This is a genomic window from Streptomyces lucensis JCM 4490 (assembly GCF_014650035.1).
Lineage (GTDB): Bacteria > Actinomycetota > Actinomycetes > Streptomycetales > Streptomycetaceae > Streptomyces > Streptomyces lucensis.
On the sequence record NZ_BMUE01000014.1, the window covers coordinates 120,427 to 137,163 of the forward strand.

At 73.4% G+C, this 16,737-nt stretch carries 13 protein-coding genes; 7 read left to right on the forward strand and 6 right to left on the reverse strand.

What is annotated here, in order from left to right:
* Nucleotides 1–28 precede the first annotated feature (28 nt).
* Complete coding sequence (locus IE177_RS27245) at nt 29–466, reverse strand: Fur family transcriptional regulator (protein WP_190018090.1); 438 nt, start codon at nt 464–466, stop codon at nt 29–31.
* 335 nt (nt 467–801) lie between these two features.
* Here IE177_RS27245 and IE177_RS27250 point away from each other — a divergent pair, with 335 nt between their 5' ends.
* Nucleotides 802–2,001, forward strand: a complete 1,200-nt coding sequence (locus IE177_RS27250; RefSeq protein WP_190018091.1) for an acyltransferase family protein — start codon at nt 802–804, stop codon at nt 1,999–2,001.
* A gap of 277 nt (nt 2,002–2,278) precedes the next feature.
* Here IE177_RS27250 and IE177_RS27255 read toward each other — a convergent pair whose 3' ends face one another.
* Nucleotides 2,279–2,776: a MarR family transcriptional regulator gene (locus IE177_RS27255; protein ID WP_190018092.1), complete on the reverse strand. Its 498-nt coding sequence runs from the start codon at nt 2,774–2,776 to the stop codon at nt 2,279–2,281.
* Nucleotides 2,777–3,025: 249 nt separating this feature from the next.
* On the opposite strand from IE177_RS27255, the gene IE177_RS27260 reads away from it, so the two are divergent.
* Genes IE177_RS27260 through IE177_RS27280 form a run of 5 tightly spaced genes read left to right on the forward strand, consistent with a single transcriptional unit; the run spans nt 3,026 to nt 7,458 of the window.
* Nucleotides 3,026–3,919, forward strand: coding sequence for an STAS domain-containing protein (locus tag IE177_RS27260; RefSeq protein WP_190018093.1), 894 nt, complete (start codon nt 3,026–3,028; stop codon nt 3,917–3,919).
* Complete coding sequence (locus IE177_RS27265) at nt 3,916–4,296, forward strand: STAS domain-containing protein (protein WP_190018094.1); 381 nt, start codon at nt 3,916–3,918, stop codon at nt 4,294–4,296. The genes IE177_RS27260 and IE177_RS27265 overlap by 4 nt, the downstream gene beginning before the upstream one ends.
* Nucleotides 4,296–4,742 carry an ATP-binding protein gene (locus IE177_RS27270; RefSeq protein ID WP_190018166.1) on the forward strand — a complete coding sequence of 149 codons (447 nt, stop codon included), beginning with the start codon at nt 4,296–4,298 and terminating at the stop codon, nt 4,740–4,742. Before IE177_RS27265 ends, IE177_RS27270 begins: the two co-directional genes overlap by 1 nt.
* Nucleotides 4,739–5,788, forward strand: a complete 1,050-nt coding sequence (locus IE177_RS27275) for an ATP-binding SpoIIE family protein phosphatase (protein WP_190018095.1) — start codon at nt 4,739–4,741, stop codon at nt 5,786–5,788. The genes IE177_RS27270 and IE177_RS27275 overlap by 4 nt, the downstream gene beginning before the upstream one ends.
* Nucleotides 5,785–7,458: a PP2C family protein-serine/threonine phosphatase gene (locus IE177_RS27280; RefSeq protein WP_190018096.1), complete on the forward strand. Its 1,674-nt coding sequence runs from the start codon at nt 5,785–5,787 to the stop codon at nt 7,456–7,458. The genes IE177_RS27275 and IE177_RS27280 overlap by 4 nt, the downstream gene beginning before the upstream one ends.
* Before the next feature lie 74 nt (nt 7,459–7,532).
* On the opposite strand, the gene IE177_RS27285 is transcribed toward IE177_RS27280, so the two are convergent.
* Complete coding sequence (locus IE177_RS27285) at nt 7,533–9,812, reverse strand: catalase (RefSeq protein ID WP_190018097.1); 2,280 nt, start codon at nt 9,810–9,812, stop codon at nt 7,533–7,535.
* A gap of 422 nt (nt 9,813–10,234) precedes the next feature.
* A complete protein-coding gene (locus IE177_RS27290; protein ID WP_190018098.1) occupies nt 10,235–11,698 on the reverse strand; it encodes an aminotransferase class I/II-fold pyridoxal phosphate-dependent enzyme in 1,464 nt (487 codons plus the stop codon).
* Between the two features lie 154 nt (nt 11,699–11,852).
* Here IE177_RS27290 and IE177_RS27295 point away from each other — a divergent pair, with 154 nt between their 5' ends.
* Nucleotides 11,853–13,028 carry an amidohydrolase gene (locus IE177_RS27295; RefSeq protein WP_190018099.1) on the forward strand — a complete coding sequence of 392 codons (1,176 nt, stop codon included), beginning with the start codon at nt 11,853–11,855 and terminating at the stop codon, nt 13,026–13,028.
* Nucleotides 13,029–13,093: 65 nt separating this feature from the next.
* Here the strand turns inward: IE177_RS27295 and IE177_RS27300 are convergent, their stop codons facing one another.
* Nucleotides 13,094–15,649, reverse strand: coding sequence for a discoidin domain-containing protein (locus tag IE177_RS27300; protein ID WP_190018100.1), 2,556 nt, complete (start codon nt 15,647–15,649; stop codon nt 13,094–13,096).
* A gap of 102 nt (nt 15,650–15,751) precedes the next feature.
* Nucleotides 15,752–16,630, reverse strand: a complete 879-nt coding sequence (locus IE177_RS27305; protein ID WP_190018101.1) for an inositol monophosphatase family protein — start codon at nt 16,628–16,630, stop codon at nt 15,752–15,754.
* Nucleotides 16,631–16,737 lie beyond the last annotated feature (107 nt).

Sequence of the window (16,737 nt, forward strand, 5' to 3'; positions counted from 1 at the left end):
TCCTTCCGAACTCTGCGGAAATACGTGCTCAGGAACTGCGGCCGGTGGAACAGTCGGGGCAGGTGCCCCAGTAGACGACCTCGGCCTCGTCGATGGAGAAGCCGCGGTCGTCGGAGGCGGTCAGGCAGGGCGCGTCGCCGACCGCGCAGTCGACGTCGGCGACGGCGCCGCACGACCGGCACACGATGTGGTGGTGGTTGTCACCCACGCGTCCTTCGAACCTGGCCGGGTGCCCGGCCGGCTCGATACGGCGCACGAGTCCCGCCGCGGTGAGGGCGTGCAGGGCCTCGTAGACGGCTTGCAGGGAGATGTGGCCCACGCGCTCGCGCACCTTGGAGGCGATCGCCTCGACGCCGAGGTGGCCGCCCTGCCGGACGGCCTCCAGCAACGCGACGCGGGCCGCCGTCACGCGCAGGCCGGCACCGCGTAGCTCGTCGGCGGTGGTCGGGGCCGGAGAGGCGGGCATGGGCCGAACCTACCGGCCCAAACACGAACGGTTCAAGAAAACGAACGAACCGATTCTGGCGGCCCGATGGGGCCGTGAGCGGCGGGGTGCCGGAGCGGCGGCCGGTCGGGATCATGCCCGCATCATGTGTCCGCATGCCGCCGCCCACCTGGCGGTGAGCCGCGAGATCCTCCGAAGGGGTGCGCCACGGGGGCGTGCGGCCCGGCCGTCCGTGGCATACGGGGGTCAGCCGTCCGGCAGCAGTGTGACGTTCCCCATGGGGCGTGATGGACCGGAGAAGAGCGGGCAAGGTACCCCCTCATGCCCCAAGCGAACCCTCTGCGGCAGGTGATTCGATGACAACGGCGACGACCCGGGCGTTCCGGACGCCGCCCACGGGATCCGGTGCGAAGTCCGCCGGGTCCTCCCCGCCGACCGCCAGACCCTCCCTGCCCTCCCTCACCGGGCTGCGCTGGATGGCCGCGTTGCTGGTCTTCGGACTGCACGTGAACAACTTCGGCTACTTCGGCGGTATCGCCGGCCGGTACGTGTCCTGGGGATTCGGGGCCGGCGCCACCGGAGTGTCGTTCTTCTTCGTACTGTCCGGGTTCGTGCTGACCTGGTCGGCACGGCCCGGCGACCGCGCGCTCGCCTTCTGGCGGCGGCGCATCGCACGCGTCTACCCGGTCCACCTCGTCACCCTCGCCGTGGCCCTGCTCATGGCGTACACACTCGCGCGGCAGCCGCGGCCGGAGCCGAAGCAGGCGGTGGCCAACGTACTGCTGCTGCACTCCTGGTGGCGTCCGTGGTGGCAGACGCTGAACCCGGTCAGCTGGTCGCTGGCCTGTGAGGCGTTCTTCTACGCCGCGTTCCCGCTGCTGTACCTGCTGCTCCGCCGGCTCGGGGCGCGCGGCTCGGCCGCGCTCGGTGTGCTGTGCGTCGCGGCGGTCCTGGTGCTGGCCCGGGCGGACGCCCATCACTGGTGGCGGTACGCGCTCTACTCGTTCCCCGCCGCGCGGCTGCCCGAGTTCGTGCTCGGCGCGGTCACCGCGCGCCTGGTGCTGCTGGGCCGCTGGCGCGGGCCCGGCCTGGAGGCGTCGCTCGCCCTGGCGGTGACCGGCTACTTCTTCGTGCCGCAGGTGGCCCCCGGCTACTCCGCCACCATGTGCACCCTCGCCGGTTTCGTGATGCTCATCCCGGCGGCGGCCGTCGCGGACCTGAACGGGCTGCCCTCCCTGTGGCGGCGCCGGCGGCTCGTGCGGCTCGGGGAGCTGTCGTTCGCCTTCTACATGATCCACCTGCTGGTGCTGCGCGCCACGACCCAGTTGCTGGGCACCAAGCCGCACTACGGTCCGTGGGCCGGACTCGCCGTCACCACGGTGCTGTTCGCCGTGTCGCTCGCGCTGTCCTGGGTCCTGTACGAGGCGGTCGAGTGCCCGGCGAGACGGCTGCTGCTGCGGCGCCGGGCGTCCACCCGGGCGGCGGAGCGGGCGGCGCCCCGCGGTGAGGCTTCGGGACCGGCCCGGGAGTCGCCGGCCGGTCGCACTACCGGGTGACGTCGGCAACACCCAGGAGAGTCCGGCGCGATCCGGGGTAGACGCCTCCCCGACACCGGCCCGGCGGCTCAGGCCCCCGGGCCCGGACCACGACGCGACGAAGGAGCCGTAAGGACGTGCGAGGCGAGAAGACCGCGGTGCGCCGGCGGGCGGACAGCGCCCCGTGCGCCGCCCGTGCGCTATTGGCGCTGCGGGGCCTCCCCTCGTACCTGCGGGCGCCATCCGCCGCTCAGCCGTACCCCTGGCCCTTCGCGAACGTGGGGGCGCGAGCCACTGCTCAGGCGGAGGGGCCGCCCGGCGCGCCGGGCACCTCGGTGGTGGCCGGCGCCACGGGGACGATGGCGCCCGCGCCGTCCGGCCGGCCGGACCCCGCGCTCAGCATGCGGGCCGCCGCGGCGGCCCGGCACACCTCCGGGCCCTCCAGCGGGGTCCGCCTCTCGGCCGCCGGCATCGCGGCCGGCACGGCTTCGTCCTCCGCCTGCCTGCGGGCGCGCGGACCGGCGAGGACGGCACGGCCGCGGCCCCCCAGGCGCAGCCGTGCCTGGCACCGGCCGGCGGCGCCCGGCCCGCGTTCGGGTGATCCGGTGATCTCCAGCCGGTCGCACGGCCCGCTCGCGGACGGCGGCGTCGTGCCGGGGCGGCCGGCGAGGGTGCGCGCGCTGGTGCCGTCGTGCTGTTCCGGAACGAGCGGCACGCGGACCCGTGAGGTGGACGCGGGTGCCCTGGGGGCCCGGCCCGACAGCACGTCCGGCGACTCCGCGGCCGTGGCGGTCACCCGGGCGGCTTCGCCGGACGGTGGCCGACGGCGGGAGGCGGCCACGCTCCCCCTCTCACAGGCACGGGAACGGTCCCCGGCGTGTCCGTGGACGGCTCTTCGGCCGGACTGCCCGCGGCGCCGGGCGAGTTGACGATCCAGAGCCCGGGACGGGTTTGGCCGGGCTCGAATGCGGGGCTAGTGTTGCCGGACGGCAATGATCGGCTCGGAGCCGGCCGACCGGCGGCACCTGGCTGTGCGAGAGGAGAGATGAGAGTGCCGGAGCAGGACGTGGCCGAATCGGCGCCGCAGGTGGTGAGTGCCTTCCTGGAGCAGCGCCGCGAACAGATCGCCCAGCGGTGGGCCGACGCCCCGTTGTTCCGCTGGGTCTTCACCGTGTCCCGCGACGAGGCGGTCGAGGCGTGCAAGCTCGTGGTGGACGCGCTGTCCGAGGTTGCCGTCAGCGGCCGGCTGGAGGACGTCGCGACCGCCGGATTCGCGCCGGTGCGCGACCAGTTGGGGCGGATGGCCCAGACCCGGGCCCGTGCCGGATCCACGCCCGCACAGATCGCCGGCGAGGTGGCCGGACTGCGCGGACCCGTGATCGAGCTGCTGCGCGCGGAGTTCACCGACCCCGACACCCCGCACGCCCAGGAGTGTGTCCTGGCGCTGACCCTGCTGATGGGCACGCTGCGCCTGGTCGTGATGGAGACGGCACTGGACGCGAACGCGGACCTCATCGAGCGGCAGCGGCAGCAGCTCCTGGAAGTGGCCACCCCGGTCATCAAGCTGTGGGAGGGCACGGTCGCCGTCCCGCTGATCGGCACCCTGGACAGCGCGCGCAGCCAGATCGTCATGGAGTCCCTGCTGGAGGCCATCGTCGACCAGCGGGCCCGCTACGCCATCCTGGACATCACCGGCGTGCCCACGGTCGACTCGCTGGTCGCGCAGCACCTGATGAAGACGGTGGCGGCCGCCCGGCTGATGGGCGCCGAGTGCATCGTCTCCGGTATCCGCCCGGCGATCGCGCAGACGATCGTGCAGCTCGGCATCGACCTGGGTTCGGTGCTCACCCGGGCCTCGCTGGCCGACGCGCTGGCGTACGCCCTGAGCCGGCAGGGCATCGAGGTCTCCCGTGCGGACGCGGGTGCGAGCGCGCGGTGAGCCAGCCCCTTCCCGGTCAGTCCGCCCAGGTCCCGGTGCTCGCCCTGGGCGACGTCCTGCTCGTCTCGCTGCAGGGCGAGCTGCACGACGGCATGGCCGAGCAGTTGCAGCACGACATCTCCAGCCGCATCTCCGCCAGCGAGGTGACCGGTGTGGTGATCGACATCTCCGGAGTGGACATCGTCGACTCGTTCCTCGGCCGGGTGCTCGCGGAGATCGCCTCCACGGCCGCGCTGCTGGCGGCGCGCACGGTCCTGGCCGGGATGCGGCCCGCGGTGGCGATCACCCTGGTCGAGCTGGGGCTCACCCTGCCCGGTCTGGTCACCGCCCTGGACGTGGACCGCGCTCTGGAACTGCTGTCCCAGGGGGGCACATGATGCGCCCTTCCGGCCAGGCACCGGCTACCAGCCTGCCCATCGGCTCGGACGCCGATCTGGCCTGGGTCCGGCAGCAGGTGCGGCAGTACGCGGCGCAGCTCGGTTTCGGCCTCGTGCAGCAGACCAAGCTGGTCACGGCGGCCAGCGAGCTGGCGCGCAACACCCTGGTGCACGGCGGCGGCGGGCAGGCGGAGATCACCGCGCTCGACGACGGCCGGAGCCGGGGCCTGCGGATGCGCTTCACCGACCAGGGCCCGGGCATCCGGGACCTGGAGCTGGCCATGACCGACGGCTACACCACCGGGGGCGGTCTGGGGCTGGGCCTGAGCGGCGCGAAGCGGCTCGTGCACGAGTTCCACGTGGACACCGAGCCCGGCCGGGGCACCACCGTCACGGCCGTCGCCTGGGTGACACAGGTCCCCTCCTCGCGTCCGGGGGCCGGATGAGCCGGGTGTGGGAGGTCCCGGTGCACGACTCGACGCGGGTCCGGGACGCCCGGACGGCCGCCCGGGAGGCGTGCGCCCACGCGGGTCTCGCCCCGTCGCGCGCGGCGGACGCGGAGCTGGTCGCCACCGAACTGGCAACCAACCTGCTCAAGCACGCGGGCGGGGGCCTGATGGTGGTGAACCTGGTGCCGCGGGCCGACGGGGGCGCGGGCACCTCGGTGCAGATCTTCTCCCTGGACCACGGGCCGGGCATCGCCGACGTCGACATAGCGTTCCGCGACGGCTACACCACCGCGGACGTCTCCCTCGGCGCGGGCCTCGGCAGCTGCCGCCGGAGCGCGAACGCCTTCCACCTGTACAGCGCGCCGGGCCGCGGGACGGTGGCGACGGCCCGGATGGACCCGGACCCCGCGAGGGACGGTGCCGCGCCGGCCCACCTGCCCGTGGGCGGGATCACCCTGGCACTCGCGCGGGCCGAGCAGTGCGGCGACGCCTGGAGCGGGGTGCGCTCCGGGAGCCTGCTGACCCTGCTGCTCGCCGACGGTCTCGGGCACGGTCCCAAGGCGGCGCACGCGGCCGGCGCCGCCGTCGCGGAGCTGCGCGGCGTCGCGCACCTGCCGCCCGAGGACATCCTGCGCCGGCTGCACACGGTGCTGCGGCCCACCCGGGGCGCGGCGGTCGCCGTGGCCCAGGTGGACACCGAGCGGGCCGAGCTCCAGTTCGCCGGGGTCGGCAACATCGGCGCCCGGTCACTGTCCGGGGACACCTGGACCTCCCTCATCTCCCACCCGGGAATCGTCGGCGCGTACTTCCCCGCAAACGTCCCCGTGCGCAGGCTGCCGTGGCACCGGGACAGCCTCCTGGTCCTGCACAGTGACGGACTGCCCAGCCGCTGGACCCCGCCGGAGGACCCCCGCCTGCTCGCCCACGACCCGTCGGTGGTGGCCGCCACGATCCTGCGGGACGCCGGCAGCCCCGCCCGCCCCGTACGCGACGACACCAGCGTGGCCGTACTGGCCCCCGACCGCCGGACCCAGCTCCCATGACAGCCGCCTCTGACACCTGGACCATCGCCTCCGCCGCCGACGCGGCCCGCGCCCGTGCCCTGCTGTCACGGCTCGCGGCGGACGCCGGGGTGCCGGCGGCCGACCGCGCCCGCTTCCTGGCCGATCTCGGCGCCCGGCTGCGCCGCGGCCTGCCCACGGCTCGCGCGGAGCTGACCGTGACCTGCCGGCCGGACGGGGAGCTGCGGGTCGTCCTCGGCGGCGCCGAGCCCTGGCGGTACACGCTCGTCTGCCCCTCCCCCGTGGCCGGCCCGCTGCCCGGTCCGGCCGGTGTGGACGAGGCCCGGCTGGCCGAGGCCCTGCTGGACGCGGACGAGGAGACGGCGGCCGTCCTGGCGAGCCTGGACGAGGCCGAGGAAGTGGTCCGCTTCCACCGCGAGGAGCTGCACCAGACCAACCAGGGCGTGCTGGCGCTGCACGCCGAGCTGGAGGCCGCCGCCCTGGCCCAGCGCGAACTCCTGGAGGCCGAGCGGAGCGCACGCGCGGAGGCCGAGAAGGCACGCCGCCTGCTGACCTTCCTGGCCAACGCCAGCGCCGTCCTCAACGCCTCGCTCGACCACGAGGACATCCTGCGCCGGCTCCCGGAACTGCTGGTGCCGGAGTACGCCGGGCGCGTGGACATCTGGCTCATGGACGACGACGAACGCACACCGCCGGGCGAGCGGGCGGCGGCCGCGGTGACGGCGGCGCGCACCGGCCGCCCCCAGCACGCCGGCGCCCACCCCGGTGAACTGCCGGGTGTGGACGACCTGCCGGCCTCCGCGCTGTCCCCGCACCGGCCGCTGCTGTGCCTGCCGCTGGGCGCCCGCACGGTGCGGGGTGTGCTGACGCTGTCCGCGCCCGGCGACCGCTTCGATCCCGACACCACGGTGATGTTGCTGGAGGTGGCCCGCCGGGCCGGGATCGCCCTGGACAACGCCCGCCGCTACGAACAGCACCGCGACGTCGCCGAGGAGCTGCAGCGTGCCCAGCTCACCGAGCTGCCCACCACCGCGGGCCTCGCCCTGGCCGCCCGCTATCTGCCGGCCACGCACGGTCTGAACATCGGCGGCGACTGGTACGACGCCTTCCCCCAGCCCGACGGCAGCGTGCTCGCGGTGATAGGGGACGTCACCGGCCACGGACTGCGCGCCGCGGTCATCATGGGTCAGTTGCGCACCGCCCTGCGCGCGTATGCCGTGGAGGGCAACGGTCCCGCCCGGATCCTGACCCTGCTGCACCGGATGCTGCGCCATCAGCAGCCGGAGCTGTACGCGACCTGCGCGATCGCCCGGTTCACGCCCGGTGGGTCCGCCGTGGTGCTGGCCGCAGCCGGGCATCCGCCCGCCGTCGTGCGGGAGCCCGGGGGCGAGGTGCGGGTGCTGGAGGCCAAGCCAGGGATCATGCTGGGTGTTCCGGTGCCCTACGAGTACGCGGAGCACACCGTCGAACTGCCGGCGGGGTCCACGCTGGCGCTCTACACCGACGGTCTGGTGGAGCGGCGGTCGGCCGGCATCGACGCGGGCATCGACCGGCTCGCGCAGGCCATGGGCGCGCTCGGCGCAGCGGATCTGGAGGACCTGGACACGGCGGCCGACTCCCTGCTGAAGCCGATGCTGCACGACTCCGAACACGACGACGACATCTGCCTGTTGCTGTGCCGCACGACGTGACGTGACCGGCCGTGCGCCGGCCCCGCGGGGGGGGCGGCGCACGGCCGGCGTCACCTGCACCGTCCGGGGCGCGGTCAGGCCGCGGCGGGGAAGCGTTCCCAGACCCGGTGGGCGCCGAGCAGGGGGACGAGCTGCTGCAGCACGGTCGTGGCGCCGTCGCCGGCGACCACGCCGGGGGCGTCCAGCGGGATGCCCGCGGCCTCCAGCGCGCTCTCGCCGCCCTTGGTCGTGCCGATGGCCTTGCCGTGCCGGAACGCCTCGGCGAGCAGCAGACCGACCCGGGGGTCGGGGGTGGCCGGCTGGGCCGTGGGCAGGCCCGCCTTGGCGTCACGGGCGCCGAAGGCGTCGGCGCCGACACCGGGCGTGCCGGCCACCAGGAGGGCGTCGAACTCCACCGAACGCGCCGTGGTGTAGGTCCGCTGGACGGTCAGCACGTCGGCACCCGAGCCGAGGGTCCCGCCGGCCGGTGCGACCACCAGCGGCACCATGCCGCTGTCCAGCACCTCCTGGCGCACGGTCCTCACTCCGTCGAGGTCGCCGTCCGGTCCGGTGATGATGCCGATGACGCGTCCGTCGGTGGGCCAGGTCTGCCCGACCTGCGAGAGGGCGGGGCTGGGCTCGACGTCGGCCAGGGGCACCGTGGGCTCGGGTGCGGGCAGGCCGAGGCCGACGGCGACGCCCGCGCACAGCTCCGGGTCGATGTTCGCGAGTACCTGCAGGGCCCGCTCCCGGATGGCCTGCTCGTAGCACTTGCCGAGCTCGAAGGTGTAGGCGTGGATGATGTGCTCGCGCTCCACCGGGCTCATGCTGAGCCAGAAGCGGCGGGGCTGGCTGAAGTGGTCGTCGAACGACTCCGGCGCCTCACGGACCTTGGTCGACTCCGCCACCCGCACGGGCGTCTCGACGTACGCGCCCGTGTCCGCGCCGGCCGTGAACGGGCAGCCGCCGTCCAGGGAGTTGGGCCGGTACGGGGCGACGCCCCGGTGCACGGCCGTCTGGTGGAAGCCGTCACGCAGCATGTCGTTGACGGGTGACTGCGGCCGGTTGATCGGGATCTGCGAGAAGTTGGGCCCGCCCAGACGGGTGATCTGGGTGTCCAGGTAGGAGAAGAGCCGGCCGGCGAGCAGCGGGTCGTCGGTGATGTCGATGCCGGGCACGAGGTGACCGACGTGGAAGGCGACCTGTTCCGTCTCGGCGAAGTAGTTCGACGGGTTGCGGTTGAGGGTGAGCAGCCCGATGGGCTGCACGGGGGCGAGTTCCTCGGGGACGATGTTCGTCGGGTCCAGCAGGTCGATGCCCTCGAACGTCTGGTCCGGGGTGTCGGGGAAGGTCTGGATGCCGAACTCCCACTCCGGGTAGGCGCCCGCCTCGATGGCGTCGTAGAGGTCGCGGCGGTGGAAGTCCGGGTCCACGCCGCCCACGATCTGCGCCTCCTCCCACACGAGGGAGTGCACGCCCAGCTTGGGCTTCCAGTGGAACTTCACCAGGGTCGTCTCACCGGCGGCGTCGACCAGGCGGAAGGTGTGGACGCCGAAGCCCTCCATCGTGCGGTAGGAGCGCGGGATGCCGCGGTCGGACATGTTCCACAGCGTGTGGTGCGTGGCCTCCGTGTGCAGGGTGACGAAGTCCCAGAACGTGTCGTGGGCGCTCTGGGCCTGCGGGATCTCCCGGTCGGGATGCGGCTTGCCGGCGTGGATGACGTCCGGGAACTTGATCGCGTCCTGGATGAAGAAGACCGGGATGTTGTTGCCGACGAGGTCGAAGACGCCCTCGCTGGTGTAGAACTTGGTCGCGAACCCCCGGGTGTCGCGGACGGTGTCGGAGGAGCCCCGGGAGCCGAGGACGGTGGAGAAGCGCACGAACACCGGCGTTTCGACGTCCTCGGCGAGGAACGCCGCCTTCGTGACGTTCGCCGCCGTGCCGTAGCTGCGGAACACCCCGTGGACTCCGGCGCCGCGGGCGTGGACCACGCGCTCGGGGATGCGTTCGTGGTCGAAGTGCATGACCTTTTCCCGCAGGTGGTGGTCCTGGAGGAGCACCGGGCCGCGGGGGCCCGCCTTGAGCGAGTGGTCGGTGTCGTACAGCCGGGTGCCCTGGGCGTTGGTCAGGTAGTTGCCGCTCTGGGCCATCCGTGCCTGGTCGGCTCCGGTGGGCTGACCGGTCGGCGAGACGGTGTCCGGGCCGCTCTGGTCGGGCTTGGGGGGCAGCGGCTCCCGGGGGTCGGTCGGCTCCGCGAGCGACGGCGACTCCGGCGCCGGCTTGCCGGGGATGCCCTCCTCGGGGCCCGTGGGGCCGCCGTGGAGGGCGTCCGCCACCTTGTCCGCCGCTCGCCTGAGGGGGTTGGTCTCGCTCATCAATACCATTCCTTCGCTGGTCACGAGGGCAGGCCCGGCACGGCGAGCCGGGCGGGCCGGCATGCGGGAACCACGCCCGGGCATGCGGCCGACGACATGATCGAAGCGGATGAAAACAGCTGAAAAGGGTCGACGTGACCCTCGTACGGAGGTCCCCGGGCCGGGGCGTCCGAAACCGGGAATCTCGGGGATTTCCCGGTCGGGGTGAAGTCGGGCCGTCTCTCATCGAGTTGCCGGGGCGGCAGGCCCGCCGGACGCACGGTCCGGACCCGGGGACCGCCGGACGGGGCCAAGAGCCTCCCGCGGCGGATGTCTTTCGCGAGCAGGGCCGGCTTCTTGACCCGGGGCGCGGACCAGCTCAGGCCGCCCGCAGTGGCCACCCTATGCGTTGCCGCGCACCCCCGCAGTTCGGTTCGTCCCGGTCAGTGACGGGCCATGACACGCATGGTCTTCAGGGCGGGGTCGGCCGCGCCGGCGATCAGGAAGCCGTGCTCGACCCCGCTGCGCAGGTACTCGACGATCTCCGGTGTGATCACCTCGCCCGGCGCCACGACCGGTACGCCCGGCGGATAGGGGCAGATCATCTCGGCGGCGATCCGCCCGGCGGCCCGTTCGGCGGGCACCTGTTCGGCGGGTCCGAAGAAGGCCTCGCGGGGCAGCACGGCCTGTTCCAGCTCCAGCGCGCCGGGCTCGGGCAGCCGCACGGGGGGCTGCCGCTCGATGGAGTCGGCGCGTTCCACGAGCGAGCGCACGGAGTCCAGGAAGATCTTCTCGGTCTCGTCGTCGTCGGAGTGGGTGATGGAGGCGCTGATCCGGCAGGTGTCGGAGCCGCCGACGTCGATGTGGCGGTTCGCGCGCAGCCATTCGGCCGCCTGCATGCCGCTGATGCCGAGGCCGCGCACGTCGACGACGATCTTCATCGGGTCGTACTGGGCGGCCAGTCCCTCCTCGACGACCTCCCCGCCCATGACCCGCAGTCCCGGCAGTTCCCGCAGCTGTGCCCGGATGCGTTCGGCGCGGTGCAGGGCCGTGTCCAGCAGGTCGCGGCCCTGCTCCACCATCTGCCTCCGCCATCCGTCGAGAGCCGCGTACATCAGGCTGGAGGCGCTGGTGGTGCCGAGCAGGTCCTCGCGCTGTTTGAGCACGTCGGGCGAGATCCGGTCGTGCTGGAGGTGGAAGACCGAGCTCTGCTCCAGGGCCCCGCCCATCTTGTGGACGCTGGTGACGACCAGGTCGGCGTCCGCGTCCATGCCCCAGGTGGGCAGGTCCGGGTGGAACGGCAGGTGGGCTCCCCACGCCTCGTCCACGACGAGCGGCACGTCGGCCGCGTGGCAGACGTCGGCCACCGCGCGGATGTCGGCGCAGGTGCCCCAGTCGGTGGGCGTGATCAGCAGCATGCCCTTGGCGTCCGGGTGCTCCCGCAGCCGGTCGCGCACGTCGTCGGCCTCCGGCGGGTGGGCCATGTGCCGTTCGCCGTCGAACTTCGGGTGGACCCAGATCGGCACCACGCCGTTGATGATGACGGCGGCGATGACCGACTTGTGCGCGTTGCGGGACAGCAGCAGCTTCTCCCCCGGGCCGGCGACCGCGCACATGGCGGTCTTGACCGACAGGGAGCTGCCGCAGGTCGAGAAGAACGCCTGCTCGGCGCCGACTGCGTCGGCCATCAGCTCCTGCGCCTGCTCCAGCACTCCCTGCGACTGGCGTCGGTCGTCCAGCCCGTTCATGGTGAGCACGTCCGAGCGGAAGACGTCCTCGCCGAGGATCTCGGCGACCCGGGGATCGGTTCCGCGGCCCTGTTTGTGTCCGGGTGGCCCGTAGACCACGTCTCCGCGTCGCCGGAACTCCTGCAGGGCTTCCAGGACGGGTACGCGTGAGTGGTCCATGTCTGTCCTCCTGAGCTGGTCGGGGCCGCACCGACCGTGTTGCACCCGCCGCGCGGTCCAAACACGCGGGGCTGGTGTCGGTGGCCCGTTCGGTGGAACCCGGCCGGGGCCCTTCGTCCGCTCCGGGAACGGAACGAGCCCGCAGGAGGCCCTTGTGTCGCTGTACCGCAGAGTCCGGGAGGAGACCGCGCGGCGCGCCGACGCGCTGTGGGCCGTCGCGTCGGCTCTGCACGCCGACCCGGAGACCGCGTTCGCCGAGCACCGGGCCGCGGCCCTGCTCACGGGCGAGCTGGAGCGCGCGGGTTTCGAGGTGCGGCGGCAGGTCGCGGACCTGCCGACCGCGTTCACGGCACGCTCGGGCCGGGGGCGGCCCGTCGTCGCCTTTCCCCTGGAGTACGACGCTCTGCCCGGCCTGGGGCACGCCTGCGGGCACAACCTGATCGCGGCCGCGGGGCTGGGCGCCGCGCTGGTCACGGACGCGGTGCTGGACGGGGGCGGGGGAACGGTGCTGGCGGTGGGTACGCCGGCCGAGGAGGGCGGCGGCGGCAAGGCCCTGGAGGTGGACGCCGGGATCTTCGACGACGTGGACGCGGCCCTGATGTTCCACCCGGGGGTGTACGACTGGGTGCGGGCGCCGCTGACCGCGCAGGAGCAGTACCGGGTCGGCTTCCGGGGGCGGGCCGCGCATCCGACGGGCAACCCGACCGAGGGCATCGACGCGCTGGCGGCGCTGATCGAGCTGTTCAACGTGCTGTCGGCGCTGGGCCGGCGGCTGCCGGAGGGGTCCCACGTCCAGGGCATCATCACCCACGGGGGCACGGCGACGAACATCGTGCCCGAGTACGCCGAGGGCCGGTTCGGACTGCGTGCCCTCACCACCGGGGCACTGGACGACCTCGCGGGGCGGCTGCGCACCGCCGCCGAGGGCGTCGCCCGGGCGACCGGTACAACCGTCACGACGGAGCGCGCGAGCGTGCGGTACGAACACTTCCGCGACAGCGAGGTGCTGTCGGAGCGGTTCGCCGGGCATCTGAAGGGTGCCGGCATCGCCCTCGGTCCGCCCGCTCCGGGGGTCTATCTGGGGTCCTCCGACATCGGCAACGTCAGCGGACGGGTGCCCGCCATCCACCCGTTCGTCGCGATCACGGGCGCCGACGGCTCCGACCACACACCCGAGTTCGCCGAGGCCGCGGCCTCGGACCGGGCCCGCCGTGTCCTCATGGCCGTCGTGGAGGCGCTGGCCTGCACGGCCGTGGACGTGCTGCGCGAAGCGGACCTGCGCGGCCGGGCCTGGCGGGACCTGCGCGACGTCGCGGCACCACGGCCGTAGCGCGCCCTTCGCGCGGGCCGTGTCCCCGGGACGGAGCCGGCTCCGTCCCGGGGGCACGGGCGGGGTCACGGGAAGGACGTCACCTTGGAGGGGACGGTGCTGGTCCCCGAGGTGGGCGGGCCGGTGCCGTTGACAACGTGGGCGTACTGGCCGTTGCCGCCGAGGGAGATCACCAGCAGGTCGTGCATCCTGATGCCGGAGGCCGTGGGCACCTGGAAGCCGTGGGCCTGCACGATCGAGGGATCGGCCGTGTAGTTGCAGTAGCTGCCCAGGCCCCAGGCCTCGTGGGTGGTGACGGAGTCGGCGACCTTGTAGGCCGCGTAGCCGGTGATGCCGTCATGGGTGACGGCCGCGGCGTTCGGGGCGTCGTACGCTTTCTCGTTCTGGAAGAAGACGGTCCGGCCGCGTTCTCCGCTCCAGTAGACGTCGTACTTGTTGAAGTGTTCGACGAACAGGCCGGTGGCGAGGACGTCGTCGCCGTTGACGCGCAGCCCGTAGTCGGCGCGGTTGGTGTCCCAGCCGACGCCGCTGCCGTGGTCGGCCCGCCAGATCCAGGTGTGGTCGATGAGGACGTCGTCGCTGTCGACCACCACGGAGTTGGTGGCGAGGCCGGGTCCGGCGCCGCCGACGCGGATGAACACGTCCTGCAGGGTGGTGGGGTTGGCGGAGTGGTCGGCGCCGGCGCCGGGGGTGCCGATCCGCAGCAGTGTGTCGGAGTTGACGGGTCCGGCGTCGATGAGGAACCCGGCGAGCCGCACGCCGTCGACGTCGGCCACGTGCATCGCGTCGACGCCGTTGTCCGGGACGAGGGTGGCGAGTCCGAGGCCGAGGACGACGGTGTTGGCGCGGGTGACGTCGATGGTGCGGTCGAGGTGGTAGACGCCCGGCGTGAAGAGGAGGTTGAGGCCCTGGGCCAGGGCGGTGTTGATGGTGGCGGCGGTCGCGCCGGGCTTGACGACGTAGAACTGGTCGAGGGGCAGGGAGGTGCCCGCGTTCGCGGGCCAGGACACGCCCCGGGCGGCGGTGCGCTTGGCCGGGACGAAGACCTTGTAGGCGGAGCCGTCGAGGTAGAGGAACGGCTTCTCGCGCGAGACCGGCGTCGTGTCCAGGGTGGTGTACGGGCCGCTGTCGAAGTCGGTCGCCGGCGCGCCCTGCACGCCGGAGAAGGTCATGTTCCACACGCCGTTGGTCCAGCCGCCGACCGAGCTGTCGCGGGTGTACCACTGCTGCTGGGAGTACGGCCCGACGGTGCCGTCGATCTTCGAGTCCGCGATGTAGCCGCCGGAGGCCCAGCCGTAGCCGTTGGGCGCGAGGTTGAGGCCGCCCTGGACGTGGATGCGGCGGAAGGGCGCGGCCTGCGCGACGGCCCAGCGGTCGGTGCCGTTCGACGGCTTGACGGCGAGATTCTCCGCCGAACGCCAGAAGTTCTGGGTGGCGTTGCCGTTGAACCAGCCGGCGTCGACGGTGACGTCGCCGTTGATCCGGGTGTCGTCGGGGTTCAGCCCCAGACCGGAGATCGAGGTGTAGAAGCCGATCTGGGCGTTGATGTCGTCGTAGGTGCCCGGCTTGAGCAGGAACTGGTAGCGGCCGGTGCCGAACTGGGCCGACTCCTGCTTCCTGAAGACGTCGTCGAACTTCTGCTGGAGGTTCGGCGTGGAGGGGTCGACGACGATGACGTTCGGGCCGAGGTCACCGCCGCCCTGCACCGGCGGGGTGCCGGTCGGTCCGGTGTGCACGGCGACCTCCCACAGCGAGTACCCGTAACCGGTGCCGCGTGCGGTGCCGTGGATCCGGACGTACCGGCCGGAGCCGCTGACGTCGTACGACGCGGTGCCCCCGGTCGCGCCGGTGACGTCCTTCAGGGTGCTCCAGCTCTGGCCGTCGGCGGAGGCCTGGATCCGGAAGTCCTTGCCGTACGCGGCCTCCCAGTTCAGGTCCACCTTGCACAGGTCCTCGACGGAGCCCAGGTCGACCTGCAGCCACTGGGGGTCGGCCGCCTGGCTGGACCAGCGGGTCGAGGCGCTGCCGTCGAAGGCGGCGGAGGCCGGGGTGCCGGCGTTCTCGGTGGAGGAGGCGGAAGCGGGCCTGCCCTTGGCCGCGTTGGCCGTGCCGCAGGCCGGCTGTGTGTCACCGGTGGTGCCGAACACGCGGAACTCCCAGAGGGAGTAGCCCCATTGGGTCGCGCGGTGCAGGCCGAGCAGGCGCACGTAGCGGCCCCGGCCGGACACATCGAGCGTGTCGGTGCCTCCGTCGCCGCCGGTGACGGACTTCAGGTCGGTCCAGGTGGCGGCGTCCTCGGAGATCTGGACCTTGTAGTCCTTGCCGTAGGCGGCCTCCCAGTTCAGGACCACCCGGGTGACGGAGGCGGTGGCCCCGAGGTCGACCCGCAGCCACTGGTCGTCGGTGGCGGCGGAGGACCAGCGGGTCGCCGTGTCGCCGTCGACGGCGGCGGCGGCCGCGGTGCCGCCGTTCTCCTCGGAGGAAGCGGTGGCGGTCCTGCCCTGCGACAGGGGGGTGTCGGCGGCGCCGGCCGGGGTGGGGGCGAGGGGCAGGGTGAGCAGCGCGGCCATGGCGGCCAGCGCGACACCGAGTGGTCTCAGTCTGGTGCGGTGGGTTCTCATGTGGCGGCTCCATGCGGCAGCGGGGGCCGGTCCACCGGCCCCTCGGCTTAGTTCATGTTTTGATTTAAGTGGTGAACCAAGCGGGCCACAAGCCTTCGGGACTCAAATCCTTCGACGGCCGGCCCCGTTGCCGGTGCCGGGCCGACCGCCGGGAGACCCTTCGTGAGCGCTACGGGCGCGGGGCTGATTCTTCACCAGGTCCAGCAGCGCGGCGTGCGTCTGCGCGTCGGCGGCGGCGATCAGCCCGCCCGCGCCGGTGTGCACGGGCTCGCCGTACAGGCCTGTGACCGTGCAGCCCGCCGCCCGGCACAGCGCGATGCCCGCCGCGAAGTGCACGCTGTCGCGCAGGTCGCCGTCGGTCACGTAGGCGGCCCGGCGGCCGGCGGCCACCCAGGCCACCGCGAGCGTGCTGGAGACCACCCGGGGCCGGAACCGTGCGGTGAAGCCGGGGTCGGCCAGCAGGTGAACGGCGCGGAACGCGGGCGCGTTCGGGAACGGCGGGTCCAGGTTGACGTCCACCAGGGCGGACCCGGCCGACGGTGCGGCCTCCTCCTCGACGCCGTCCCCGCGGATCCAGGTCCGCTCGCCGTCGGTCCAGAACACCTCGCCGCCGAAGGGGTCGGCCGTCGCCGCGGCGGTGACCTCCGAGCCCACCCGCAGGGCCACGTTCACGCCGGCGAGCATGGTGCGGACGGCGTAGTTGAGGGTGCCGCACAACGGGTCGACCAGCCAGCGGCGGCGGGCGCCGGCCGCCCCGGTGCGTCCACTCTCCTCCCCCGTCACGGCGTCCGCCGGACGGGCCTCGCGCAGGACGTCGAGGACGGCGCGCTCGGCGGCCAGGTCCGCCTCCGTCGCGAAGTCACCGGCGGACTTCTCGTACCGCGCCAGCCGCCCGCCGTACAGCTCACGCACGACGGCCGCACCGGCCCTGGCCGCCCGCACGGCCAGCCGGGCGTCGGACTCCCCGTTGGTGATCGTCATGGCCCGAGGATATGCCGCGCGCCACGGTCGGGGGCACGCGTCCGGCCGCCGTGCACCGGCACGCCCCGGGCGGGACGGGTGGTTCCCGGTGGAGTGGGTAGGCCCCG